Here is a 20,880-nt window from a genome sequence, read left to right as displayed (position 1 = left end):
TAGATTTCCGCGCCGCGCGGGCCAATGACAATCGGCGCGTGCGCCGGATCACATTGTCGCGGGGGTCACGTCCCTGCCCCGCCGCCACGCGTCCAGCGCCGGGTTCTCCCCCGCCAGGACCGTCTCCAGCGCCAGCCCCGCATCGTGCCCCGTGGCCGCCGCCCCCGGCGTCCCCGGCTCCAGCCGGCGCAGCGCCGCGATATTGTCCACCACCTGCGGCGTCCGCGCCATGACACCCGCCAGCGAGCGCTGGAAATCCTGCCCCTTGGCCTGGTGCCGCGCGCCGAAATAGAAGCTCACGATCGCTCCCAGCAGCCACCACATCGGCTCTGGCACCAGCGCAATCCCCTGCATCCGCTCGGAAAACCACACCGGGTTGGTCATCGCCGACACGAACAGCGCCAGCGTGCCAAGCGCCATCGCCGGGCGCGGTACCCGGTTCAACCCGTCGATCACCCGGTCGAACAGCCCCTTCCGCTGATGCTGGAACTCCGCCGCCAGCTGTGCCAGCGCGGCCGACTGGATATCCGCGGCCCGCGCATCCGCCCCGTCGGCGTTGACCCGGAAAACCTCGGCCGTTTCCGCCACCACGTTGCGACCGTCGCCGAACAGCAACCGGAACATCTGCCCGATCAGCCCCATGCCGCCACCCTCCGGCCGAACTCGGCCTCCGTCATGTGGTAGCGCGGCGAGATGAACGCCTCCGCCCGCTTGATCCAGCCACCCTTCCCGCCGGCCCGCGTCCGCGCATACTTGCGCGACGCCGGGCGCCGGTCGGCCAGCCGGAAGTAATAGTTGCGCCGCGCAATCCCGTAAGCATCGGCCAGGTGATCCGGCGCCGCGGCATGGGCCGCCTGCGCCGCATCGGCGGTCTGCGGCCCGATCACCCCGTCGACCGCCACGTCATGGCCCATCTGCCGAAGCAGCCGCTGCAGGATCTTCACCGCGTTGCCCCCGGCATTCACGTACATGTCGAACACCGACGCCTGCAGCGACACGGGCAGCGACCCGATCCTTGGCCGGCGAAAGTAATGCTCGATGAAAATCGCCTCGGCCTGCGCCCGGCTCAGCGCCCGCACATCCGCCACGCCCACCGCGCCATCGCCGGTCAGGTCCAGCCCCAGCCGCCGCATCGTGTGGATCGTCACGCCATGCTTCGTCGCCCCGCCCGGATCGTCCGGGTCGTTCACGAACCCGCCTTCACGGCCCACGATCTCTTTCGCGATCTCTTCCACGGTCTGCATCACCAGCCCCTCCGCCACTTGCTCGCGGAAAAGCTGGGTAGAGATGGTTAACAGCAGGTTCAGCTATCGTCCGGTTGCTGGTAAACGCCCTGCTCCTTCAGGCTGTCGATCACTTCCTTGGGCATGTAATCCTCGTCATGCTTGGCAAGGATTTCCGACGCCACGAACACCCCGTTCTCATAGGTCCCCGTGCCAACCATCCCCTGGTTCTCGGCAAAAAGGTCGGGCAGCACGCCGGTATAGGTCACCGGCACCGCCGCGCCGCCATCGGTCACGTTGAACCGCACGGTCTCGCCCTCGCCGCGGACAAGGCTGCCTTCCTCGACCAGCCCGCCGATCCGGAACACTTCCGTCGGCGCCGGCGGCTCGGCCATGACCTGGCTGGGCGAGCGAAAGAAATTGATCCCGTCGCGCATGGCATAGCCGATCAACGCGGTCGAGGCGATCAGCGCCACCGCCGCAATCGCGATGATCTGCACCCTGCGCTTTTTCTTCAGCGACTTCATGGCACTACACCCCGTAGCTCACGGAAACAGCGGGGCCAGCATAAGCCCCTCCGTTTCCTCGAGACCCAGCATCAGGTTGGCGTTCTGGATGGCCTGCCCGCTCGACCCCTTGGTCAGGTTGTCGAGCGCGCCCACCACGATGGTGCGGCCCGGCAACCGGTCGCCCGCCACGCCGATATGGCAGAAGTTGCTGCCCCGCACATGGTGCGTGCTGGGCGTCTCGCCAAACGGCAGGACCTCGATGAACGGCTCCGCAGCATAGGCCTTCGACAACGCCTCATGCACGGCCGCGGCCTCCCCCTTCACATAGGCCGTCGCCAGGATCCCCCGGTTCACGGGCACCAGGTGCGGCGTGAACTGGATCCGAACCTCCCGCCCGGCAATCGCAGAAAACTCCTGGTCGAACTCGCCCAGGTGCCGGTGCGTCCCGCCCACGGCATAAGCGTTGTACCCCTCCGACAGCTCGGCATGCAGAAGGTTCTCCTTCAGGCTCCGCCCCGCCCCCGACACCCCGCATTTCAAATCGAGGATGATCTCGTCGAGGTCGATCACCTTGCCCGCGATCAGCGGCCGCAGCACGAACTGCCCGGTCGCGGCATTGCACCCCGTCCCGGCCACCAGCCGCGCCCCGGCAATCTCGTCGCGGTAGAACTCGGTCAGGCCGTAAACCGCCTCTCCCTGCATCTCCACCGCCGCGTGGGGATTGCCGTACCACTTCTGATAGACCTCCGGATCGCGCAGCCGGAAATCCGCCGACAGGTCGACGATCTTCAGATCCCGCGGCAGCGCGCTGATCACCTCCTGGCTGGTCTTGTGCGGCAAGGCGCAAAAACACAGGTCAATCCCGGCAAAGTCGATCTCCTCGATCGTCACCAGGTCGGGCAGGTCCAGATGGCGCAGATGCGGAAACACCTGGGCCATGCTCTGGCCGGCCTTGGAATTGGCGGCAAGGGCGGCAATCTCCATCCCCGGATGGGTGGCGATCAGCCGGACAAGTTCGGCGCCGGTATATCCGGACGCGCCGAGAATCGCGATGTTCTGGGTCATGGTCATACCTCGTTCAGGAAAGCTGGAAAGGATGTAAGAGAAAAGCCCGCGCCCCGCAATGCGGCGTCTGGGCTCAGTCCGCGCTCCGTCCGGGGCTCAGGCCATCACCGGCGCGGCCTCGAACGTGATCTTTCGTCGGAGGAACTGCGTCGCCCGGTCCGACACGCGCCGCGCATCGCCCGTGGTCAGGAACCGCGCCGGCAGGTCGTCGCCCCGCATCTCCGGGTGCCGCTCGAGGTAATCGGCCAGGCTCGCCGCAACCAGCTCGGCCTGCGAATACACCTGCACATTCTCGCCCAACGCCGCCTGGAACACATCCTCCATCAGCGGGTAATGGGTACACCCCAGCACCGCCGCCTCCGGATGCGGCATCTTCCGCTTCAGCGCCTCGACATGGCTTTTCACCAGCGCCTCGGCCAGGATCATGTCGCCTTCCTCGATGGCATCCACCACGCCGCCACAGGCCTGCGTCTCCACGTCCACGCCGATCGCCCGGAACGCCAGCTCCCGCTGGAACGCCCGGCTCGACACCGTCGCGGGCGTCGCAAACAGCGCCACATGCTTCACCGCCACTTCCCGCGGCGGGGAATTGTCGCCCCAGTTCCGCTCGGTCAGCGCCTCGATGAGCGGCACGAACACGCCCAGCACCCGCTTGCCCTTCGGCACGCCGTCTTCCTGCATCCGGCGCAGCGCGGCGGCCGACGCGGTATTGCAGGCCAGCACGACAAGGTTGCACCCCATATCCCAAAGCGTCTCAACATGCGTCTTGGTCAGGTGATAGACATCGTCGGCATCCCGCACCCCGTAAGGCGCATGGGCATTGTCGCCCAGATAGATGAAATTCACGTCGGGCAGCCGCTTGCTGACCGCATCCAGCACGGTCAGGCCGCCAAGCCCGCTGTCGAAGATACCAACCGTCATCTGCCTGCAGCCCGCGCGGGGCGCCCCTCATTCGAACTCGAAGCCCAGATCGTTCGGATTGATCGGCCTCGGGCTAAGCTCATACGTCTTCTGCCGAAGAAACGCCATCAGGGATTTCGACTCCTTTGCCCGCGCATCCAGCTCCTCCCGCCCGATCGGCTCGCCCACCACCACCCGCACCGAGGTATCGACACGCTTGCTGAATTCCTTGATCAGCAAGCCCATCCGCAACGTGTAATGCAAATGGCTGGCAATCTGGAACAACCGGCTCGTATGCCCGTCGAAAAACACCGGCACCACCGTCGCATTGCTCCGCCCCACCAGCCGCGCGGTAAACGCCCGCCAGGACGGGTCAAGCGGCTGGGCAAAGGGCTTGATCGCGGTCGACACGGTGCCCCCCGGAAAGATCCCGATCGCCCCGCCATTCCCGAGGTAGTCATGCGCCACCCGCCGCGTCTGAAGGTTCAGCGCCATCGCCTCCTTCGTCTCGTCGAAGTCGATCGGCAGGATGATCCGGTTCAGGTCCGGCGCCTTGCGAAACACGTGATGCGCCAGGATCCGGAAATCCGGCCGCGTCTGGCTCAGGATATGCCCCATCATCAGCCCATCCAAAATCCCGTACGGATGGTTCGCGATCAGCACCAGCGGCCCCTCGCGCGGGATATTGGCAAGGCTCCCGCCGATCACGTCCAGCGTCAGCCCATAGCGCTCCACCATGACCTGCCAGAAGTCGCGCCCCTCGGCCACTTCCCGTTCATAGCCCTCGGCCCGCTTGATGAGCCGGATGCGCCCCGTCAGGTTCTCCATCGCCCGGATCATCGCCCGCCCGCTGCGAGTTTGCGCGGAATATGAATAGCTTATGTCACGGGCAACGTGATGGTCCTGCCGCATGGTCCCGGTCCTGTTCGATTCGCGCGCCTGGTCGGTGTTTTAGACGGTTCTGAACAGTCATGGTGAAGCTTTTGTGACAGCTCACTGCGCCGCTTTCGACATCTCCTCACCGCCCGACCGGATCACCGACAGCAGCTCCTCGCGCCGCTTCGACGCCTTGGACTCGTTGGCCTGCTTCACATGCCCGAACCCCCGGATCGACAGCGGCAGCTCCGCCAGCGCCACGATGGCATCATGCGTCTTGGAATCCAGCTTCGGCAGCACCTCGGCCATGTCCGCCTCGTACTGCTTGATCAAGCCGCGCTCCATCCGGCGCTCGGCGGAATACCCGAAGATATCCAGCGGCGTGCCCCTGAGCGCCTTCAGCTTCGGCAGCACCCGCAGCGGTGTCTCCAGCCACGGCCCGAACTCACGCTTCTTCGGCTTGCCGTCCGGCCCCTTCCCGCCAAGGATCGGCGGCGCAAGGTGGAATGTCATCCTGAAGTCGCCGTCGAACTCTTCCTTCGCCTTGTCCCGGCTCTTCAGCAGCAGCCGCGCCACCTCGTACTCGTCCTTGTAGGACAGCAGCTTGTGATAACCCTTCGCCACCGCTTCCTTCAACTCGGGGTCGGAAATCCCGTCGACCAGCTTCCGGTACCGCTTTGCCAGCCCCTTGCCCTGGTACGCGACAAGGTGATCCTCCCGATACGCGATCCGCTCCTCGAGCGATTTCGGCATCTCGACCACGTTCGGCGCGATCATCTTGCCGGCCTCCTCCGGGAAGGCCGCGGCCCAGCGGCCAATCTCGAACGCCCGCAGGTTGGCATCCACCGCCGCCCCGTTGAGACGGATCGCCTCCTCGATCGCCTCGAGGCTCACCGGGATCGTCCCCCGCTGCCACGTGGCGCCGAACACCATCATGTTTGAATAGATCGAATCCCCCATCGTGGCCCGCGCAAGCTCAGTCGTATCAATGAGTTGCACGTCGTCCTTCAACTTGGCCTTCAGCGACAGCTCCAGCCGGTCCGACGGAATCTGGAACTCCGTATTCCGCGTGAACTCCCCGGTGATGATCTCGTGGCTGTTGACCACGCCCCCGGTGCGCCCGCCCTTGGTCAGGCCCAGCGTCTTCGCCCCGGCGCTCACCACCAGGTCACCGCCGATCAGCGCATCGGCCTCGCCGGTCGCCACCCGGATCGCGCTGATATCGCTCGGCTTTTCGGCAATCCGGCAATGGATATGCACCGCGCCGCCCTTCTGGGCCAAACCGGCCATCTCCATCATGCCCGCGCCCTTGCCGTCGATCTGCGCGGCCTGCGCCAGCACGGCCCCGATGGTCACGGCGCCGGTGCCGCCGACCCCGGTAATGACAACATTATGCGTCCGCTTGATCTGCGGCAGCGTCGGCAACGGCAGCTCGGGCAGCGTCAACTCCGTCGCCGCCTCCTTCCGGATCTTCGCCCCCTCCAGCGTCACGAAGGACGGGCAGAACCCTTTCAGACAGCTGAAATCCTTGTTGCAGGCCGACTGGTCGATCGCCCGCTTCCGGCCAAGCTCCGTCTCCTTCGGCACCACAGCCACGCAGTTCGACTTCACCCCGCAGTCGCCGCAGCCCTCACAGATGTCGGTGTTAATGAACACCCGCTTGTCCGGATCGGGGAAGTTGCCCCGCTTGCGCCGCCGCCGCTTTTCGGCCGCACAGGTCTGGATATAAATGATGGCCGATACGCCCTTGATATCCTTGAACTTCTCCTGCACCTGCGGAAGCTCTTCCCGCTCATGCCAGGTCAGGCCCTTCGGGAACGGCGCCCGGTCCGGCTCTTCCTTCTCGTCATAGACGACGGCGACGTGCTCGACACCCATCGCCTGCAATTCCCGCGCAATCCGGTCGGGCCCAAGCCCGCCCTCGTTGGTCTGCCCGCCGGTCATCGCCACGGCATCGTTGTAAAGGATCTTGTAGGTGATGTTCGTGCCGGCAGCCAACGCCGCCCGGATGGCCAGCAGCCCCGAATGGTTATACGTCCCGTCGCCCAGGTTCTGGAACACGTGCCCGGTCTTGGAGAACTTCTCCTCCCCGATCCAGTTCGCGCCCTCGGCCCCCATGTGGGTGTAACCGCTGGTCTCCCGGTCCATCCACAGCGCCATGATGTGACAGCCGATCCCGGCATAGGCCCGGCTCCCATCCGGAACCCGGGTCGAGGTGTTGTGCGGGCACCCGGCGCAGAAATACGGCAGGCGCGACGCGATATCCTCGGCATTGTCCGCCTTGCGCGATTCCGCGATCTCGGCCAGCCCCGCCTTCACTCGGTCGGTGCCGCGCCCCTCCTCGATCAGGATATCGCCGATCTTCTCGGCTATCATGATCGGGTCCAGCGCCATGCGCGTCGGGAACAGCTCTTCGGTATGCATCCCCCCGGCACCGCCCTTGTACCAGCCATAGACGCGGCGGCCACGACGGTCGTCAAAGATCGCCTCCTTGATCTGGATCTCGATCAGCTTGCGCTTCTCTTCCACCACCACGATCAGCTCCAGACCCTCGGCCCAGTCGTGGAAGCCCTTCATGTCCATCGGGAAGGTCTGGCCCACCTTGTAGGTGGTGATCCCCAGCCGCTCGGCCTCGCGCTCGTCCACCCCCAGCAGGTCCAGCGCATGGACAAGGTCCAGCCAGTTCTTGCCGGCGGCCACGAACCCGATCTTCGCCCCCGGCTTGCCCCACATGCGCTTGTCGATTTTATTAGCGTGGGCAAAGGCTTCCGCGGCGAACCTCTTGTGGTCGATCATCCGCGCTTCCTGCGGGATCCAGTGATCGCCCAACCGGATGTTCAGCCCGTCCGCGGGCATGTCGAACTCCGGCACGACGAACTGCATCCGGTCGGGCCGCGCATCCACCACGCTCGTCACCTCGACCGTGTCTTTCATCGTCTTCAGCCCGCACCAGACGCCCGCGAACCGCGACATGGCGAACCCGTACAGCCCGAAATCGAGGATCTCCTGCACCCCCGCCGGCGACAGCACCGGCATGTAGGCATCGACCAGCGCCCAGTCCGACTGGTGGCACACGGTCGAGCTTTCGCCGGTATGGTCATCCCCCATCGCCATCAGCACGCCGCCATGCTTCGAGGTGCCGGCCATGTTGGCATGCCGCATCACGTCGCCCGACCGGTCGACGCCCGGCCCCTTGCCGTACCACAGGCCAAAGACACCGTCATACTTGCCCTCGCCCCGCATCTCGGCCTGCTGCGTACCCCACAACGCCGTCGCGGCGAGGTCTTCGTTCAAGCCGGGCTGGAAGGTCACGTTGGACTCCGTCAGGATCTTCTCGGCCTTCTTCATCTGAAGATCGACCGCCCCCAGCGGCGAGCCGCGATACCCGGTGACATAGCCCGCGGTGTTCAGCCCCGCCGCCTTGTCCCGCGCCGCCTGCATCAGCATCAGCCGCACCAGCGCCTGCGTGCCGTTCAGCAAAACCGGGGATTTCGTCAGGTCGTAACGGTCATTCAAACTGATCTTCTGCTTGCTCATGGCGGGCCTCCCGTATGGGTTGATCCTGGTGTCCAAATATAGAGCAATATTAGGTCATAATTAGTGACCTATCAAACAATATTTGGGAAATGATCGTCCGCTGATATCTATACTGTGCAAGGTTTTCTGCTATTTCGTTTCCGGGGGGAACGGGTAACGAAAGTATTACGATGGATTGGGACAAGCTCAGAATCTTTCATGCGGTGGCCGACGCGGGCAGCTTGACCCATGCCGGCGATCAGCTACACCTGTCGCAATCCGCCATCTCCCGGCAGATCCGCGCGCTCGAGGATTCGCTCAACGCCACCCTCTTCCACCGCCATGCCCGCGGCCTGATTCTCACCGAGCAGGGCGAGCTTCTGTTCGACGCCACCAAGGCGATGATGCGCCGCCTCGACACCGCCACCGCCCGCATCCGCGACAGCGAGGAGGAGGTGTTCGGCGAATTGCGCGTCACCACCACAATCGGCTTCGGCACACTCTGGCTGGCCCCCCGCCTGCCCAAGCTGTTCGAGAAGTACCCCGAGCTCAACATCGACCTCATGCTCGAGGAACAGGTGCTCGACCTCCCCATGCGCGAGGCCGACGTCGCCATCCGCATGAAGGAGCCCAGCCAGGCCGACCTGATCCGCAAGCGGCTGATGAGCGTCCACATGTGCCTCTACGCCTCGCAGGACTACCTCGCCCAGCACGGCACGCCCGAACGGCCCGCCGATCTCTCCGGCAACCGCCTGATCTGCCAGAACCCCCGCTCGGCCCAGGTCGGCGCCGGCGCCACGCTGGTACAGGAGCTGATGACGAACGACATTCCCTCGCTTCTGACCGTCAACAACTACTACGGCGTCCTGCAGGCCGTGCTGCACAATCTGGGAATCGGCGTATTGCCTGACTATCTGAGTCGGGATTTCCCCCAGCTCGTCCGGGTTCTGCCCGAGATTCACTCGGTAGAGGTCCCCGTTTTCCTCGCCTACCCGTCCGAGCTCAGACAATCTAAGCGGATAGCCGCCTTCCGCGATTTCGTGCAAGAGGAGATCATCCTCTACAGAAAAGAAGTTCAAAAACAGGCAGATAGCTGAATTTTTGACCGTTTTCGGTGTGAGTTATGCATGCAACACATACCGGACATGATGCAGTTGCAGCATCATTTTCCTTGATCGGCGCCGCTGCAACTCTTAATTGCCAATCGTGACGGTGCCGCGCATCGCGCGCACCATCACACCTCCCTGTTGGACTATGGCCGAGCTTAGTGCTCGGCCTTTTTTTTCGCGAAATGCCGTGTATATGGGCAAGATGCCTGTCACGCTGTCATCCGTCACCTCCGCCGACCTTGCCGCCATGTCCGCCCTCTGCCTCCGCTCCAAGGCGCACTGGGGCTACGACGCGGTTTTCATGGCCGCCTGCCGCGAGGAACTGACGCTCACCGAAAACGATCTCGACACCTCCGCCCTCACCGCCGCCTGGCGAGACGGCGCGCTGGCCGGCGTGGCCCAGGTCAAGCCCGAGGAAAACGGCGCCGAGATCTGGAAGCTCTTCGTCGACCCGCCGCACATGGGCACCGGTGTCGGCCGTCAGCTTTTCGCATGGTGCGTGGCCCAGGCCGAGAAGCTTGGCGCCGCCGAGCTGCGGATCGAGGCCGACCCCGAGGCCGTCCCCTTCTACCAGCGCATGGGCGCGAAAATCACCGGCAGCGCGCCGTCCGGCTCGATCCCCGGCCGCCGCCTGCCCCTGCTGCGCTACACGCTCAGATAACCGGCAGTTCCGCCCCCGCCAGCGGCGACAGCACCCGCGGCGCGCCCTCCGTGATCACGATATTCTCCTCGTGCACCATGATCCGCCCCGGCACGGTCTCCACCCCCGGCTCCAGCGTGATCACCATCCCCGGCTGCAACACGGTCCGGTCCTTCGCCGTCAGCGACAGCCCCTCCGTCAACTGCATCCCCAGCCCGTGCCCCAGCCGCCCGGCGCCCTCTCCGCCGCCCGTGACGGCCGCCATCGCCTGCCAGACCTCGTCGGCCCGCACACCGGCCCGTGCCACCTCCAGCCCCGCCTGTGTCGCCTCGATCAGCCGCCCATGCGCCGCCCTCTGCCCCTCCGAGGCACGGCCAATGGCGAAATTCCGGTCGTAGTCACAGAAATACCCATCCCACACCGCCCCGGTATCCAGCATCAGGATGTCCCCCTCCGCGAGCGGCACCTCCGTCGCGGGCGAGATCACGTCGGCATACCCGTCAGGGCCCGCCCCGCCCGCAAGATACGGCACCCAGTCCGCCCCCTCCTCCAGCAGCAACCGCTGGAAATCCCGGAACACGCGCGATAGCGCCACGCCCGGCGCGGCAATTTCGCCCACCCGCGCAAAGGCCCGCGCCGCCACGTCACAGCTTTCGGCAATCTTCCCGATCTCCGCCGCCGACTTCACCGCCCGAAGCTCCGCCACGATCCCCCGGTCATCGCCAAACGCCAGCCCCGATGCCGCCTGAACCCCTGCGAAATCCGCAAGCGGCATCCGCAGATGCGTCTCCATATGCGACGGCACCCCCACCGGCCCGCCCACCTCGCGCAGCGTCCCGGCCAGCAGGCTCACCCCGTCATCGTCGGGGTCCGGCGCCGCCCAAGTCCGGATATCCTCGACCCATGTGCTCTCCATCAGCGCCGCCCCGATCGACGGGATCACCGCGATCGGCTTGCCCTGCACGGGAACCACCAGGAACCACGGCCGGCTGGGCGATTCCCAGAACCGCGTCAGAAACCCACTGAAATACCGCACCTCCGGCTCGGTCGTCAGCAACAGCGCGCCCAGCCCCTCTTCGGCCATCCGCGCCTGCGCCCGGGCCACCCGACCCTCGTACTCGGCGACGGGAAACCCCCGGCTCACTCGGCCTCCTCGCTGATCACCACCAGCACCCGCGCCCCGGCGCCCGGGTTCATCTCCTTCACCGCAGCGATCCCCGCCGCGCCGGATGTGGTCGTCGCCATCCCCTGCGCCTCCAGCTCGGCCAGAACCCCTTCCGCCTCGGCATCGCTCACCGTCACGAACGCATCCGCATCCCGCGCCAGCCCCTTCAGCGCAATCAGCGACGGCGCCTTGCAATCCAGCCGCCCCATGTTCGACACCGGTCCCTCCGTCACCACCGGCCGCCCCGCCCGGATGCTTTCCATCAGCGCCGGCGCGGCGGCAGGCTCGACCACGATGATCCGCGGCGCCCCGCCCCAGCACGACCGGAAATAGGCGGCCAGGGCCCCGGCCAGCCCGCCAACCCCGGCCTGCAGGTAGATATGCGTGGGCGTCTCCGGGCATTGCTCCACCGCCTCGGCGGCCAGAGCAAGATACCCCTCCATCAGCCGGTGCGGGATATCCACGTAGCCCGGCCACGAACTGTCCGACAGCAGCGTCCAGCCATTCTCCCCGGCCGCCCTTTCCGCCGCCGCCATGCTGGCCTCGTACTCCGCCCCCTCGCGCACCACCTCGGCGCCCTTGTCCCGCAAACGTTGCGCGAACCCCTCTGGCACCGTCTCGGCCAGGTAGACCACCGCCTTCGCCCCGAACACCCGCGCCCCGGCGGCCACCGACATGCCGTGATTCCCGGCACTGGCCGTCACATAGGTCCGCCCCTCCAGCGCGGTCCCCATATCCTCCGCGTCCGCGGCCTCCGCCTCATGCGCGATCACATAGGCCGCCCCCAGCGCCTTGAAGCTGCCCAGCCCCATCCGCCCGCGCTCGTCCTTGGCCCAGACCGTTGCACCGAACCCGTCCAGCACCGTCAGCGGCGTCATCCCCGCCGCCGGGCACCTCGCCAGCAAACCCCGCGGCCGCTCCGCCGCCACGCTCGGCCACGGCACATCCGGCAGAACCTCCTCGTTCAACCCGCCCTGCATCCGCCACGCGTTCTCGAGAATATCCATCGCCACCCTCCTGCCCGCAGGACACCCCGCACCTGCCCCAAGGTCAAGGGTCAGGTGCCGCAACTCCCGGGAAAATCTCCGGCCCTGCCGCCCCCCCGGGCCACGATCCCCTCGAGCCCGATTCCCGGCCTTCCGCAAAGTCAGCCAAGGAACATCACCCCCCCACCTTTGGTTGAATGCCCACGAAGGCCGGCAGATCCCGGCTGCAAGATCGCCGCAGCAACTGCTGCATACAGGCAAACGACAGGAGATTTTCGAATGACCTTCCACAAACTGGCCCTTGCCACGATCCTCACCAGTGCCACCGCGCTCGGCGCCCACGCCCAGAACAGCGCGATCGGCGACGACGCGATCGAGGAAAAAGGCCACGAAATGGAGAACGCCGCACAGGCCGACGACGCGCCCGGCATGGACGAGGCCACCAACTACGATGCCGACAGCTACGAGATCAACGGCAACCGCGTGGTCACCGTCGGCCCCGAGATGGAGGCCACCGAACAGGGCGTGAACGACGAGGTCGCCCCGAACGAGGCGCAGGACACGGCCCTGACCGAACCCGAGAACATCCTCAACGCCGCCAAGACCGGCGCCCCGGTCTATTCCGTGAAGGGTGAACTGATCGGCGCGGTCGCCTCGACCCGCGATGACGCCGAAGAAGGCGCGATCGTGGTCGTCGACGTCAGCGAGGAAGCCGACCTGCCGGTCCCGATGCTGGCCTTCCCGATCGCCACGCTCGAAGTGGTCGATGAGGAAGATGCGCTCGAATATCACTCGGGCCGCGAGCACCTTCGCGATCACATCCGCCAGGTTGTGGGCGGCTAAACCCGCGCAACCCGGAAACGAACCGCGGCCCGCATCGTTAGGGTCGCGGTTTTCCTATTTGTGCCAGTCATATATGCGACGAACTTCATCTTCCTTTCATGTCGAAACAGACAAGTGATGGAACTTTCCCCAAATCCTCACGTTGCCCAATCGTCCACCGGGCCGTTCCGGCGGCTCCGGGAAAACCATTGTTCGAAAGGTGACCACCATGAAACTCAAGACCCTTGCACTGACGACCGCCCTGGCCACCACACTGTCGCTCCCGGCCTACGCACAGGTTGGCGGCGCGGCTGACGCAGATGCTGGCGCCGATGCCGGTGTCGGCGGCGTCGGCGCAGAAGCCGGTGCCACGGCCGGCGCCGACGTGGGCGCCGATGTCGGAACCGACGGTGCCACCGCAGATGCAGATGTCGATGCCGGCGTCGATGCAGGTGCCGATACCGACACCGCAGAGGCCGACGCCTCGGCGGATGCCGAAGCCGATGCAAGCGCCGACGCCAGCGCCGATTCCGATACGGCAGACAGCAGCTCGACGGCCGACAGCGAAGACGAAAGCAGCGCGAGCGCATCGGCCACGGCCGACACCGAATCGAGCGGCGAGCTGAACGTCACCGTCACGACCGGCGCGACCGTCATGTCCACCGATGGCGAGATCATCGGCGAAGTCGCCGGCACCCGCGTCGACGACAAGGACGGCAGCACGCAGGCCATCATCTCGCTCGCCGACGATCTTGGCGCCCCGGTGAAACAGGTCGCCGTCGAGGCACAGGACCTCACCGACCGCGCCAATGGCGAGCTGACCTACGGCATGAGCGTGGCCCAGCTGCAGTCGCGGATCGCGGCTCAGGTCGAAGCAACCACCACCAACTAAGACGTTTGTTCAAGCCGGGCCGCATCACCAAGCGGCCCGGTTTCCCTTCTCCGGGCCCACCCCGCCCGCTGCCCCTTTTCCCCCGCGCCCGTATGCCCTAAAGAGACGCCAAGGCGGACCACCCGAGGGGATTGACGAGCAATGGAAGAGCCGGCCATCACGCCCGAGCTGATCGAGGCCCACGGCCTCAAACCCGACGAATACGACCGGATCCTTCAGATCATCGGCCGCGAGCCCAGCTTCACCGAGCTGGGTATCTTTTCGGCCATGTGGAACGAGCACTGTTCCTACAAATCCTCCAAGAAATGGCTCCGCACCCTGCCCACCGACGGGCCCCAGGTCATCTGCGGCCCGGGCGAGAATGCCGGCATCGTCGATATCGGCGACGGCCAGGCGGTCGTCTTCAAGATGGAAAGCCACAACCACCCCTCCTATATCGAGCCCTACCAGGGCGCGGCCACCGGCGTGGGCGGCATCCTCCGCGACGTGTTCACCATGGGTGCCCGCCCCATTGCCTCGATGAACTCCCTCTCCTTCGGCGAACCGGCTCATCCCAAGACCCGCCAGCTCGTGCATGGCGTGGTCGAGGGCATCGGCGGCTACGGCAATTGCTTCGGCGTCCCCTGCGCCGGCGGCGAGGTGCGCTTCGACCCCGCCTATAACGGCAACTGCCTCGTCAACGCCTTCGCCGCGGGCCTCGCCGATACCGACAAGATCTTCTACTCCGCCGCCTCCGGCGTCGGCATGCCGGTCGTCTACCTCGGCGCCAAGACGGGGCGCGACGGCGTCGGCGGCGCCACCATGGCCAGCGCCGAATTCGACGAGACGATCGAGGAAAAACGCCCCACCGTCCAGGTCGGCGACCCCTTCACCGAGAAACGCCTGATGGAGGCCACGCTCGAACTGATGGCCACCGGCGCCGTCATCTCGATCCAGGACATGGGCGCCGCCGGCCTCACCTGCTCGGCCGTGGAAATGGGCGACAAGGGCGGCCTCGGCATCCGCCTCAACCTCGACCAGGTGCCGCAGCGCGAAGCCAACATGACCGCCTACGAGATGATGCTCTCGGAAAGCCAGGAACGCATGCTCATGGTCCTGCGCCCCGAGAAGGAGGCCGAGGCCCGCGCCGTCTTCGACAAGTGGGATCTCGACTTCGCCATCGTCGGCGAGACCATCGCCGAAGACCGCTTCCTCATCCTCCACGGCAACGACGTCAAGGCCGACCTGCCGCTCGCCACCCTCTCCGGCTCCGCCCCCGAATACGACCGGCCCTGGAACGAACCCGTCCCGGCCGCCCCGCTCGACGACAGCGCCATTCCCTCGGTCGACCCCATCGACGGCCTCCGCGCGCTCATCTCCTCGCCGAACTACTGCTCGCGCGAATGGGTTTACGAGCAATACGACACCATGGTCATGGCCGACAGCGCCCGCACGCCGGGCCTCGGCGCCGGGCTCATCCGCGTCCACGGCACCGACAAGCTGCTGGCCTTCACCTCCGACGTGACCCCGCGCTACGTCAAGGCCGACCCGGTCGAGGGCGGCAAACAGGCCGTGGCCGAGGCCTACCGCAACCTCACCGCCGTGGGCGCCGTGCCGCTCGCCTCCACAGACAACCTCAATTTCGGCAACCCTGAAAAGCCCGAGATCATGGGCCAGTTCGTCGGCGCCATCCGCGGCATTGGCGAGGCCTGCTCGGCCCTCGACATGCCGATCGTCTCCGGCAACGTCTCGCTCTACAACGAAACCGACGGCACGGCGATCCTGCCCACCCCCACCATCGGCGCCGTAGGCCTGATCACCAGCCCCGACGACGCCATCACCGGCACCGCCCGCGACGGCCATGTCGCCATCCTCGTCGGCGAAACCCAAGGGCATCTCGGTCAGTCCGCCATCCTCGCCGAGGTCTTCAACCGCGCCGAGGGCGCCGCCCCGCCGGTCGACCTCGCCGCCGAGAAGCGCAACGGCGATTTCATCCGCGCCAACGCCCGTTGGATCCGCGCCTGCACCGACCTCTCCGATGGCGGGCTTGCACTGGCCGCCTTCGAGATGGCCGAGGCCGCCGGCGTCGGCGTCCAGCTCGACAGCGCCGACATGGGCCAGCTCTTCGGCGAGGATCAGGGCCGCTACCTCATCGCCTGCAGCTTCGACGCCGCCGAGGCCCTGATGGCCGCCGCGGGCCAAGCGGGCGTGCCCATACAGACCGTCGGCCGCTTCACCGGCAGCGATGTCACGATGGGCGGCACCTCCGCCCCGCTCGCCGACCTCTCCGAGCTCTACCGGTCGAGCTTCGGCAGCCATTTCGGCTAGGCCCATGCCAACCGCGCCCGCCCGCCGACGGCTCGTCTTCCTGGTGGGCGCGCATAAAACCGCGTCCAGCCACCTGCAGCAAAGCTTGCTCGACGCCGCGCCGGCCCTCACCGCCCGCGGCGTCGCCATCCTGCCGCCGAAACTGATCCGCGCCGATCTCACCCCGGTCTCGGCGCTGGTGCGCGACGGCATTTCCCCCGAGATCGGCCAGGGCGCGGGCGCGGCCTTCCTGTCGCTCCACGGCGGCACCGCCCCCACGGTCGTGCTGATGGACGAAAACATCCTCGGCAGCACCGACCGCAAGATGCTGATGCGCAAGACCCGGCTCTACCCCTGGGCCCACCACCGCCTCGGCCGCATCATCACCCTCTTTCCCGGCCACGAGATCGAGATCGGCCTCGCCATCCGCAGCCCGGCCACCTTCATGCCGTCGTGCTGGAGCGAAAGCCTCCACCACGGGCCTTATGAACCCTTCCGCCGCTTCACCAAGGGCGTCGACCCGCTCGCGCTGCGCTGGTCCGCCCTGGCCCAACGCCTGCACGAGGCCGCCCCCCACGCCCGCATCATCGCCTGGCGCTACGAGGATTACCCGCAGGTCTTCCCGCAAGTGACCACCCGCCTCCTCGGCCCCGACGCAGGCGCACAGGTCACCCCCGTCGACCGCATCATGCGCCCCGGCCTGTCAGCCGAGGCCGCCCATTGGCTCGGCCAGCAAGAGGCCCCTGACAAGGACACCGTCCTCGCCGCCCGCAAGCGATTTCCCAAAACGGAAACCACCCCCGGCCTCGACCCCTGGACCGCCGCCGACCACGCCGCCATGGCCGCCTCCTATGCCGACGACACCGCCGCCCTCGCGACCTGCCCCCATGTCGAACTTGTCACCCCGCCGGTCGTGTCCGACGCTTGAACCCCACCCCGAACCGTCATAAGTCTGACCCAGACACAGCAAGGGGGAATCCGCGCATGGCCATGCAAGCCCAGGAAATCGAGGATCTGATCCGCCAGGCCTTCCCGGACGCACAGATCACGATCACCGACCTTGCGGGCGACGGCAACCACTACGCCGCCGAGGTCATCGACGCCTCCTTCAAGGACATGAACCGCGTGCAGCAACAGCGCGCCGTCTACGCCGCCCTCAAGGGCAAGATGGACGGCCCCGATGGCGACCTCCACGCGCTGGCGCTGACCACCAAGGCCCCGGCCTGACCCTCGCGAATCGCCGCGGCCGCTCTTGACCTGAGGCGCGCAATGGCCATCTGTGACACGGAAAGCATTCGCGACTGTATCGCCACGGGATCGCTGCCCGACATCGACCCGCATCCCGTCGTCATCCTCGTCCTTGCGCCCTTCATCCTCATTTTCGGTTGGGCGGCATGGGTGGAACTCCGGCGCTGGTGGCGTTACGGTCCCTCGCAAAACCGGCGCAGCGCGTTTCCCTTCGACGAGGACGCGCCAAGCTACGAAGCCCCCGAGGAAGACGCCCAAGGCGCCCCTCACGACCAGGAACAGGAACGCCGCTATGACCGACGCCAAGACCCAGATCGACGAAACCGTCAAAGCCAATGACGTGGTGCTCTACATGAAGGGCACCAAGACCATGCCGCAATGCGGCTTCTCCAGCCGCGTGGCCGGCGTACTCAACTACATGGGCGTCGAATATACCGACGTGAACGTGCTGGCCGACGACGCGATCCGCCAGGGGATCAAGGATTACTCCGACTGGCCGACCATCCCGCAGCTCTACGTCAAGGGCGAATTCGTCGGCGGCTGCGACATCATCACCGAGATGACGCTGTCGGGCGAACTCGACCAGCTCTTCGAGAAATCCGGCGTCTCCTACGACAAGGACGCCGCCGAGAAAATCCGCGAAGCCAACGCGTGAATTGACTGTCGGAGTGGGGGCGCTGCCCCCACGCCCCCGGGATATTTCCGGCCAGAAGAAACAGGGGCGTCGTGCCAATCGTAGGCCGGGCTTCAGCCCGGCACCCGTCCCGTTACAACGGCCACAACACCAACGCCGCGCCCCCGGCCATCGCGACCGCGCGCATGGCAAGGCTCTTCCGCCGCACCAGCGCGAAACTGATCGCCGCCAAACCCGCCCCGATCTTGACGGCCGCCACCACCGCCATCACCGGCGTCTCGACCATCTGCGTCACCTGCGGCGCGGCCACCATGCCCAGCGGGATCAGGTAGAGCCCCACCCCCAGCGTCATCGCCGTCAGCGCCACGCGCAGCCAGTTCTCCCCGATCATCCCCGCCGCGATGAAGACCGCGCCGCACACCGGTGGCGTGATCGTCGACAAAAGCGCGTACCAGAAAACAAAAAGATGCGCCTGCAACGGGTCCATCCCCAGCTCGATCAGCGCGGGCCCGGCGACGGACACGCAGATCACGTAGGCCGCCGTCGTCGGCACCTCCATCCCCAGGATCAGGCAGGCAAACGCCGTGAGCAGCAGCGACGGCCACAGCATGCCGCCCGAGGCAGACAGGATCAGCGAGGTGATCTTGACACCCAAGCCGGTCACCCCCAGCACCCCGATCACCAGCGAGGCGCAGAAGATGATCGACCCGATCAGCGCCACCTGCCGCCCGGCGATCAGAAGTGCAATCTCGAACCGCGCCGCGAACCGCCCCAGGTCGAGCCGCAGATCGCCCCCGGTCAAAAGCAGCGCCACCCCGGCGAAAATCGACAGGCAGGCCGCGTATTGCGGCGTCACGCCCAGCCCGAACATCCCCCACAGCAAAATGAAGAACGGCACCAGGAAAAACGCCGAGGTCACCGCCACGTCCCGCCCCGCCGGCCGGTCCTCGGCCCGAAGACCGCGCAGGTCGAACCGCCGCGCATAGCCGTCGATCCCGATCCAGACCGCCCAGAAATACAGAAGCGCCGGCAGCGTCGCCGCCGCCATGATGCCGGTATAGGGCACCCCCGTCAGCTCGACCATCACGAAGGCCCCGGCCCCCATCAGCGGCGGCATGATCTGCCCCCCCGACGAGGCCACCGCCTCCACCGCCCCGGCAATCCGCTTGGGATACCCCAGCCGCTCCATCGCCGGCAGGGTGATCGCCCCCGTCGAGGCCACGTTGGCCGAGGCCGAACCCGAGATCGACCCGAACAGCGCCGAAGACAGCACCGACACCTTCGCCGCCCCGCCCTTCAGCCGCCCGGCGGCGGCCGAGGCCACGTTCATGAACCCCTGCCCCGCCTCGCCCGCGTTCAGCACCGCGCCGAAAATCACGAACACCGCCACCACGTTCACCGACACCGCGGTCAGCGTCCCCCACAGCGCGCCTTCCGAAATCGTCAGCGTACCGAGGAAACTCTCCAGCGGCGTGCCTGAATGCCCGAACCGCCCCGGAATATGCTGGCCATAGAGCCCGTAAAGCAGCGCCACCGCCGCCACGACGGGCAAGGGCCAGCCGATCGACCGCCGCGCCGCCTCCAGCACCACCAACACCAGCACCGCCGCCAGCGCCACCTGGAAATCCCCCTCGAGGAACCCGTACTGATCCCCCAGCATCTCGCGGTTGAAGACGATCCACAGTGCCGCCCCCATCCCCAGCGCCGCCAGCACCACGCCCGACCACAGCGACACCCCCTGCCGTCCCCAGATCAGCACCCAGGGCAGCACGAACACCAGGTGCATCGGCCGGCTCACCAGGTTCGGCACCAGCCCGGAAAACACCAGCCCGAGGTGAAAAACGACAGAGGCCAGCGCGAAGCTGGCCCAGATCACCCGCGCCAGGCCTGCCGGCGCGGGGCTGTCGGTCGAGGTCAGGCTCACTTCTGATCGTCAGTGAGCGTAAAGCCCGCTTCCTCGTAATAGCGCACGGCGCCGGGGTGGATCTGGCCGGTGATGTTCTCCATCAGCGCCTCGTCGACGCCGCCCCACCATTTCGCGGCCTCCGTCATGGCAGCCTTCTGCTCCCAGTAGGTCTTGGTGAGCTGATAGGCGGTCTCGTCATCCATCTTGGTCGTGGTATAGGCCACCACCGGCAGCGAGGTGGTCACGATATCCTCGTCCTGGCCGGCATAGGTGCCCGCCGGGATGACCAGCTTGGTGCGCTTGGTCTCGGCGATCTGCTCGTCGCTCAGCGACAGCACGTGCACCCCGGTCGAAGCCGCGGCCTCCACCACGTTCGGCGCGGGCCACGAGCCGGCGGTCACGAACCCGTCGATCTGCCCGTTCTGCATCGCCGGCACCGCGTTCGACAGCTCGACGTCGGCGATGCTCACCTCGTCCTGCACCCCGAACAGACCCAGATACTTCTCGCCCTCGGTGGCGCCGAAGCTGCCCTTGCCCAGCAGGATCGTCTTGCCCTTCAGGTCGTCGAAGGTCTTGGCCCCGCTCTCCTCGGTCATGACGAAATGCATGGTCAGCGACGGGATCGGGAACAGAGCCCGGATATCGTCGAAGGCCGGGTCGCCCTTGCCCTCGAACATCGCCTTGCCGCCCTGCGCCAGGCTCACCAGAACCGGCGGCGTGGTAAAGACGTAATCCGCGCCGCGGCCCCGCACCTCCATCACGTTCTGCACCGAGCCCTGGCTTTCCTCGACGGTCACGCTGATCTCGCCGCCCGAGGCCTCCTGCATCGCCTCGGCGATCTGCACCGCCATCTGGTAATAGGACGACGACGACTTGGCCGACTTGTAGGTGACGCGGGTTTCGGCGGCGGCCGGAACGGCCATGGCGGCGGCAATGGCCAGCGCCGTGAATGCACGGAACTTCATGGAAATATCCTCCCTGGACTGATGCCGGCATTAAGGCCGTTCCGCCCGGTGGGGTCAATGGGGGCGCGGTCGGATTTCCCGAAAGAAATCAGCGCCCGCCGGGCGATCCGGCAGGCGCTGACGCATGATCGTGCAACC

At 66.5% G+C, this 20,880-nt stretch carries 20 protein-coding genes; 9 read left to right on the top strand and 11 right to left on the bottom strand.

The window, feature by feature from the left end; translation table 11 throughout:
- Positions 1 to 48: 48 nt before the first annotated feature.
- The 7 genes from ACO07J_RS08095 to ACO07J_RS08065 form a co-directional block, all read right to left on the bottom strand.
- Positions 49 to 642 carry a holin family protein gene (locus ACO07J_RS08095; protein ID WP_422028000.1) on the bottom strand — a complete coding sequence of 198 codons (594 nt, stop codon included), beginning with the start codon at positions 640 to 642 and terminating at the stop codon, positions 49 to 51.
- Positions 633 to 1,244, bottom strand: coding sequence for a holin-associated N-acetylmuramidase (locus tag ACO07J_RS08090; protein ID WP_422027998.1), 612 nt, complete (start codon positions 1,242 to 1,244; stop codon positions 633 to 635). The genes ACO07J_RS08095 and ACO07J_RS08090 overlap by 10 nt, the downstream gene beginning before the upstream one ends.
- A 59-nt stretch (positions 1,245 to 1,303) precedes the next feature.
- Positions 1,304 to 1,750: a cytochrome c maturation protein CcmE gene (gene ccmE / locus ACO07J_RS08085; protein ID WP_422027996.1), complete on the bottom strand. Its 447-nt coding sequence runs from the start codon at positions 1,748 to 1,750 to the stop codon at positions 1,304 to 1,306.
- An 18-nt stretch (positions 1,751 to 1,768) separates the two neighbouring features.
- Entirely contained in the window at positions 1,769 to 2,797 is a 1,029-nt protein-coding gene (gene argC, locus ACO07J_RS08080) for an N-acetyl-gamma-glutamyl-phosphate reductase (RefSeq protein WP_422027994.1), read from the bottom strand.
- A gap of 96 nt (positions 2,798 to 2,893) precedes the next feature.
- Positions 2,894 to 3,718: a glutamate racemase gene (murI, locus tag ACO07J_RS08075; RefSeq protein ID WP_422027992.1), complete on the bottom strand. Its 825-nt coding sequence runs from the start codon at positions 3,716 to 3,718 to the stop codon at positions 2,894 to 2,896.
- Between the two features lie 27 nt (positions 3,719 to 3,745).
- Positions 3,746 to 4,609: a lysophospholipid acyltransferase family protein gene (locus ACO07J_RS08070; RefSeq protein WP_422027990.1), complete on the bottom strand. Its 864-nt coding sequence runs from the start codon at positions 4,607 to 4,609 to the stop codon at positions 3,746 to 3,748.
- Positions 4,610 to 4,690: 81 nt separating this feature from the next.
- Positions 4,691 to 8,110 carry an indolepyruvate ferredoxin oxidoreductase family protein gene (locus tag ACO07J_RS08065; RefSeq protein ID WP_422027988.1) on the bottom strand — a complete coding sequence of 1,140 codons (3,420 nt, stop codon included), beginning with the start codon at positions 8,108 to 8,110 and terminating at the stop codon, positions 4,691 to 4,693.
- Between the two features lie 170 nt (positions 8,111 to 8,280).
- Here ACO07J_RS08065 and ACO07J_RS08060 point away from each other — a divergent pair, with 170 nt between their 5' ends.
- Both ACO07J_RS08060 and ACO07J_RS08055 read left to right on the top strand, forming a co-directional pair.
- Positions 8,281 to 9,186: a LysR family transcriptional regulator gene (locus tag ACO07J_RS08060; RefSeq protein ID WP_422027986.1), complete on the top strand. Its 906-nt coding sequence runs from the start codon at positions 8,281 to 8,283 to the stop codon at positions 9,184 to 9,186.
- A gap of 205 nt (positions 9,187 to 9,391) precedes the next feature.
- Complete coding sequence (locus tag ACO07J_RS08055; protein ID WP_422027984.1) at positions 9,392 to 9,859, top strand: GNAT family N-acetyltransferase; 468 nt, start codon at positions 9,392 to 9,394, stop codon at positions 9,857 to 9,859.
- Here ACO07J_RS08055 and ACO07J_RS08050 read toward each other — a convergent pair.
- Positions 9,852 to 10,982 carry a M24 family metallopeptidase gene (locus ACO07J_RS08050; RefSeq protein ID WP_422027982.1) on the bottom strand — a complete coding sequence of 377 codons (1,131 nt, stop codon included), beginning with the start codon at positions 10,980 to 10,982 and terminating at the stop codon, positions 9,852 to 9,854. The two genes, ACO07J_RS08055 and ACO07J_RS08050, sit on opposite strands and share 8 nt — an antisense overlap.
- Complete coding sequence (locus ACO07J_RS08045) at positions 10,979 to 12,010, bottom strand: pyridoxal-phosphate dependent enzyme (protein ID WP_422027980.1); 1,032 nt, start codon at positions 12,008 to 12,010, stop codon at positions 10,979 to 10,981. The genes ACO07J_RS08050 and ACO07J_RS08045 overlap by 4 nt, the downstream gene beginning before the upstream one ends.
- A gap of 258 nt (positions 12,011 to 12,268) precedes the next feature.
- Here ACO07J_RS08045 and ACO07J_RS08040 point away from each other — a divergent pair, with 258 nt between their 5' ends.
- From ACO07J_RS08040 to grxD, 7 genes are all read left to right on the top strand, one after another.
- Positions 12,269 to 12,832, top strand: a complete 564-nt coding sequence (locus tag ACO07J_RS08040) for a hypothetical protein (RefSeq protein WP_422027978.1) — start codon at positions 12,269 to 12,271, stop codon at positions 12,830 to 12,832.
- Positions 12,833 to 13,040: 208 nt separating this feature from the next.
- Complete coding sequence (locus tag ACO07J_RS08035) at positions 13,041 to 13,703, top strand: hypothetical protein (RefSeq protein ID WP_422027976.1); 663 nt, start codon at positions 13,041 to 13,043, stop codon at positions 13,701 to 13,703.
- A 141-nt stretch (positions 13,704 to 13,844) separates the two neighbouring features.
- Positions 13,845 to 16,010 (top strand): phosphoribosylformylglycinamidine synthase subunit PurL, encoded by a 2,166-nt coding sequence (gene purL, locus ACO07J_RS08030; protein ID WP_422027974.1) that lies wholly within the window; start codon positions 13,845 to 13,847, stop codon positions 16,008 to 16,010.
- Between the two features lie 4 nt (positions 16,011 to 16,014).
- Positions 16,015 to 16,917 (top strand): hypothetical protein, encoded by a 903-nt coding sequence (locus ACO07J_RS08025; protein ID WP_422027972.1) that lies wholly within the window; start codon positions 16,015 to 16,017, stop codon positions 16,915 to 16,917.
- 56 nt (positions 16,918 to 16,973) lie between these two features.
- Positions 16,974 to 17,216: a BolA/IbaG family iron-sulfur metabolism protein gene (locus tag ACO07J_RS08020; RefSeq protein ID WP_422027970.1), complete on the top strand. Its 243-nt coding sequence runs from the start codon at positions 16,974 to 16,976 to the stop codon at positions 17,214 to 17,216.
- A gap of 42 nt (positions 17,217 to 17,258) precedes the next feature.
- Positions 17,259 to 17,576, top strand: a complete 318-nt coding sequence (locus ACO07J_RS08015; RefSeq protein ID WP_422027968.1) for a hypothetical protein — start codon at positions 17,259 to 17,261, stop codon at positions 17,574 to 17,576.
- A complete protein-coding gene (grxD, locus tag ACO07J_RS08010; RefSeq protein WP_422027966.1) occupies positions 17,530 to 17,892 on the top strand; it encodes a Grx4 family monothiol glutaredoxin in 363 nt (120 codons plus the stop codon). Before ACO07J_RS08015 ends, grxD begins: the two co-directional genes overlap by 47 nt.
- A gap of 112 nt (positions 17,893 to 18,004) precedes the next feature.
- On the opposite strand, the gene ACO07J_RS08005 is transcribed toward grxD, so the two are convergent.
- Both ACO07J_RS08005 and ACO07J_RS08000 read right to left on the bottom strand, forming a co-directional pair.
- Positions 18,005 to 19,795: a TRAP transporter permease gene (locus tag ACO07J_RS08005; RefSeq protein WP_422027964.1), complete on the bottom strand. Its 1,791-nt coding sequence runs from the start codon at positions 19,793 to 19,795 to the stop codon at positions 18,005 to 18,007.
- Complete coding sequence (locus ACO07J_RS08000) at positions 19,792 to 20,742, bottom strand: TAXI family TRAP transporter solute-binding subunit (RefSeq protein WP_422027962.1); 951 nt, start codon at positions 20,740 to 20,742, stop codon at positions 19,792 to 19,794. The genes ACO07J_RS08005 and ACO07J_RS08000 overlap by 4 nt, the downstream gene beginning before the upstream one ends.
- Positions 20,743 to 20,880: the final 138 nt, after the last annotated feature.

The organism is Roseovarius sp. (assembly GCF_965228755.1).
Lineage (GTDB): Bacteria > Pseudomonadota > Alphaproteobacteria > Rhodobacterales > Rhodobacteraceae > Roseovarius.
Note: the sequence above shows the minus strand (reverse complement) of the source record. Positions and strands in the feature narration are given on the sequence as shown.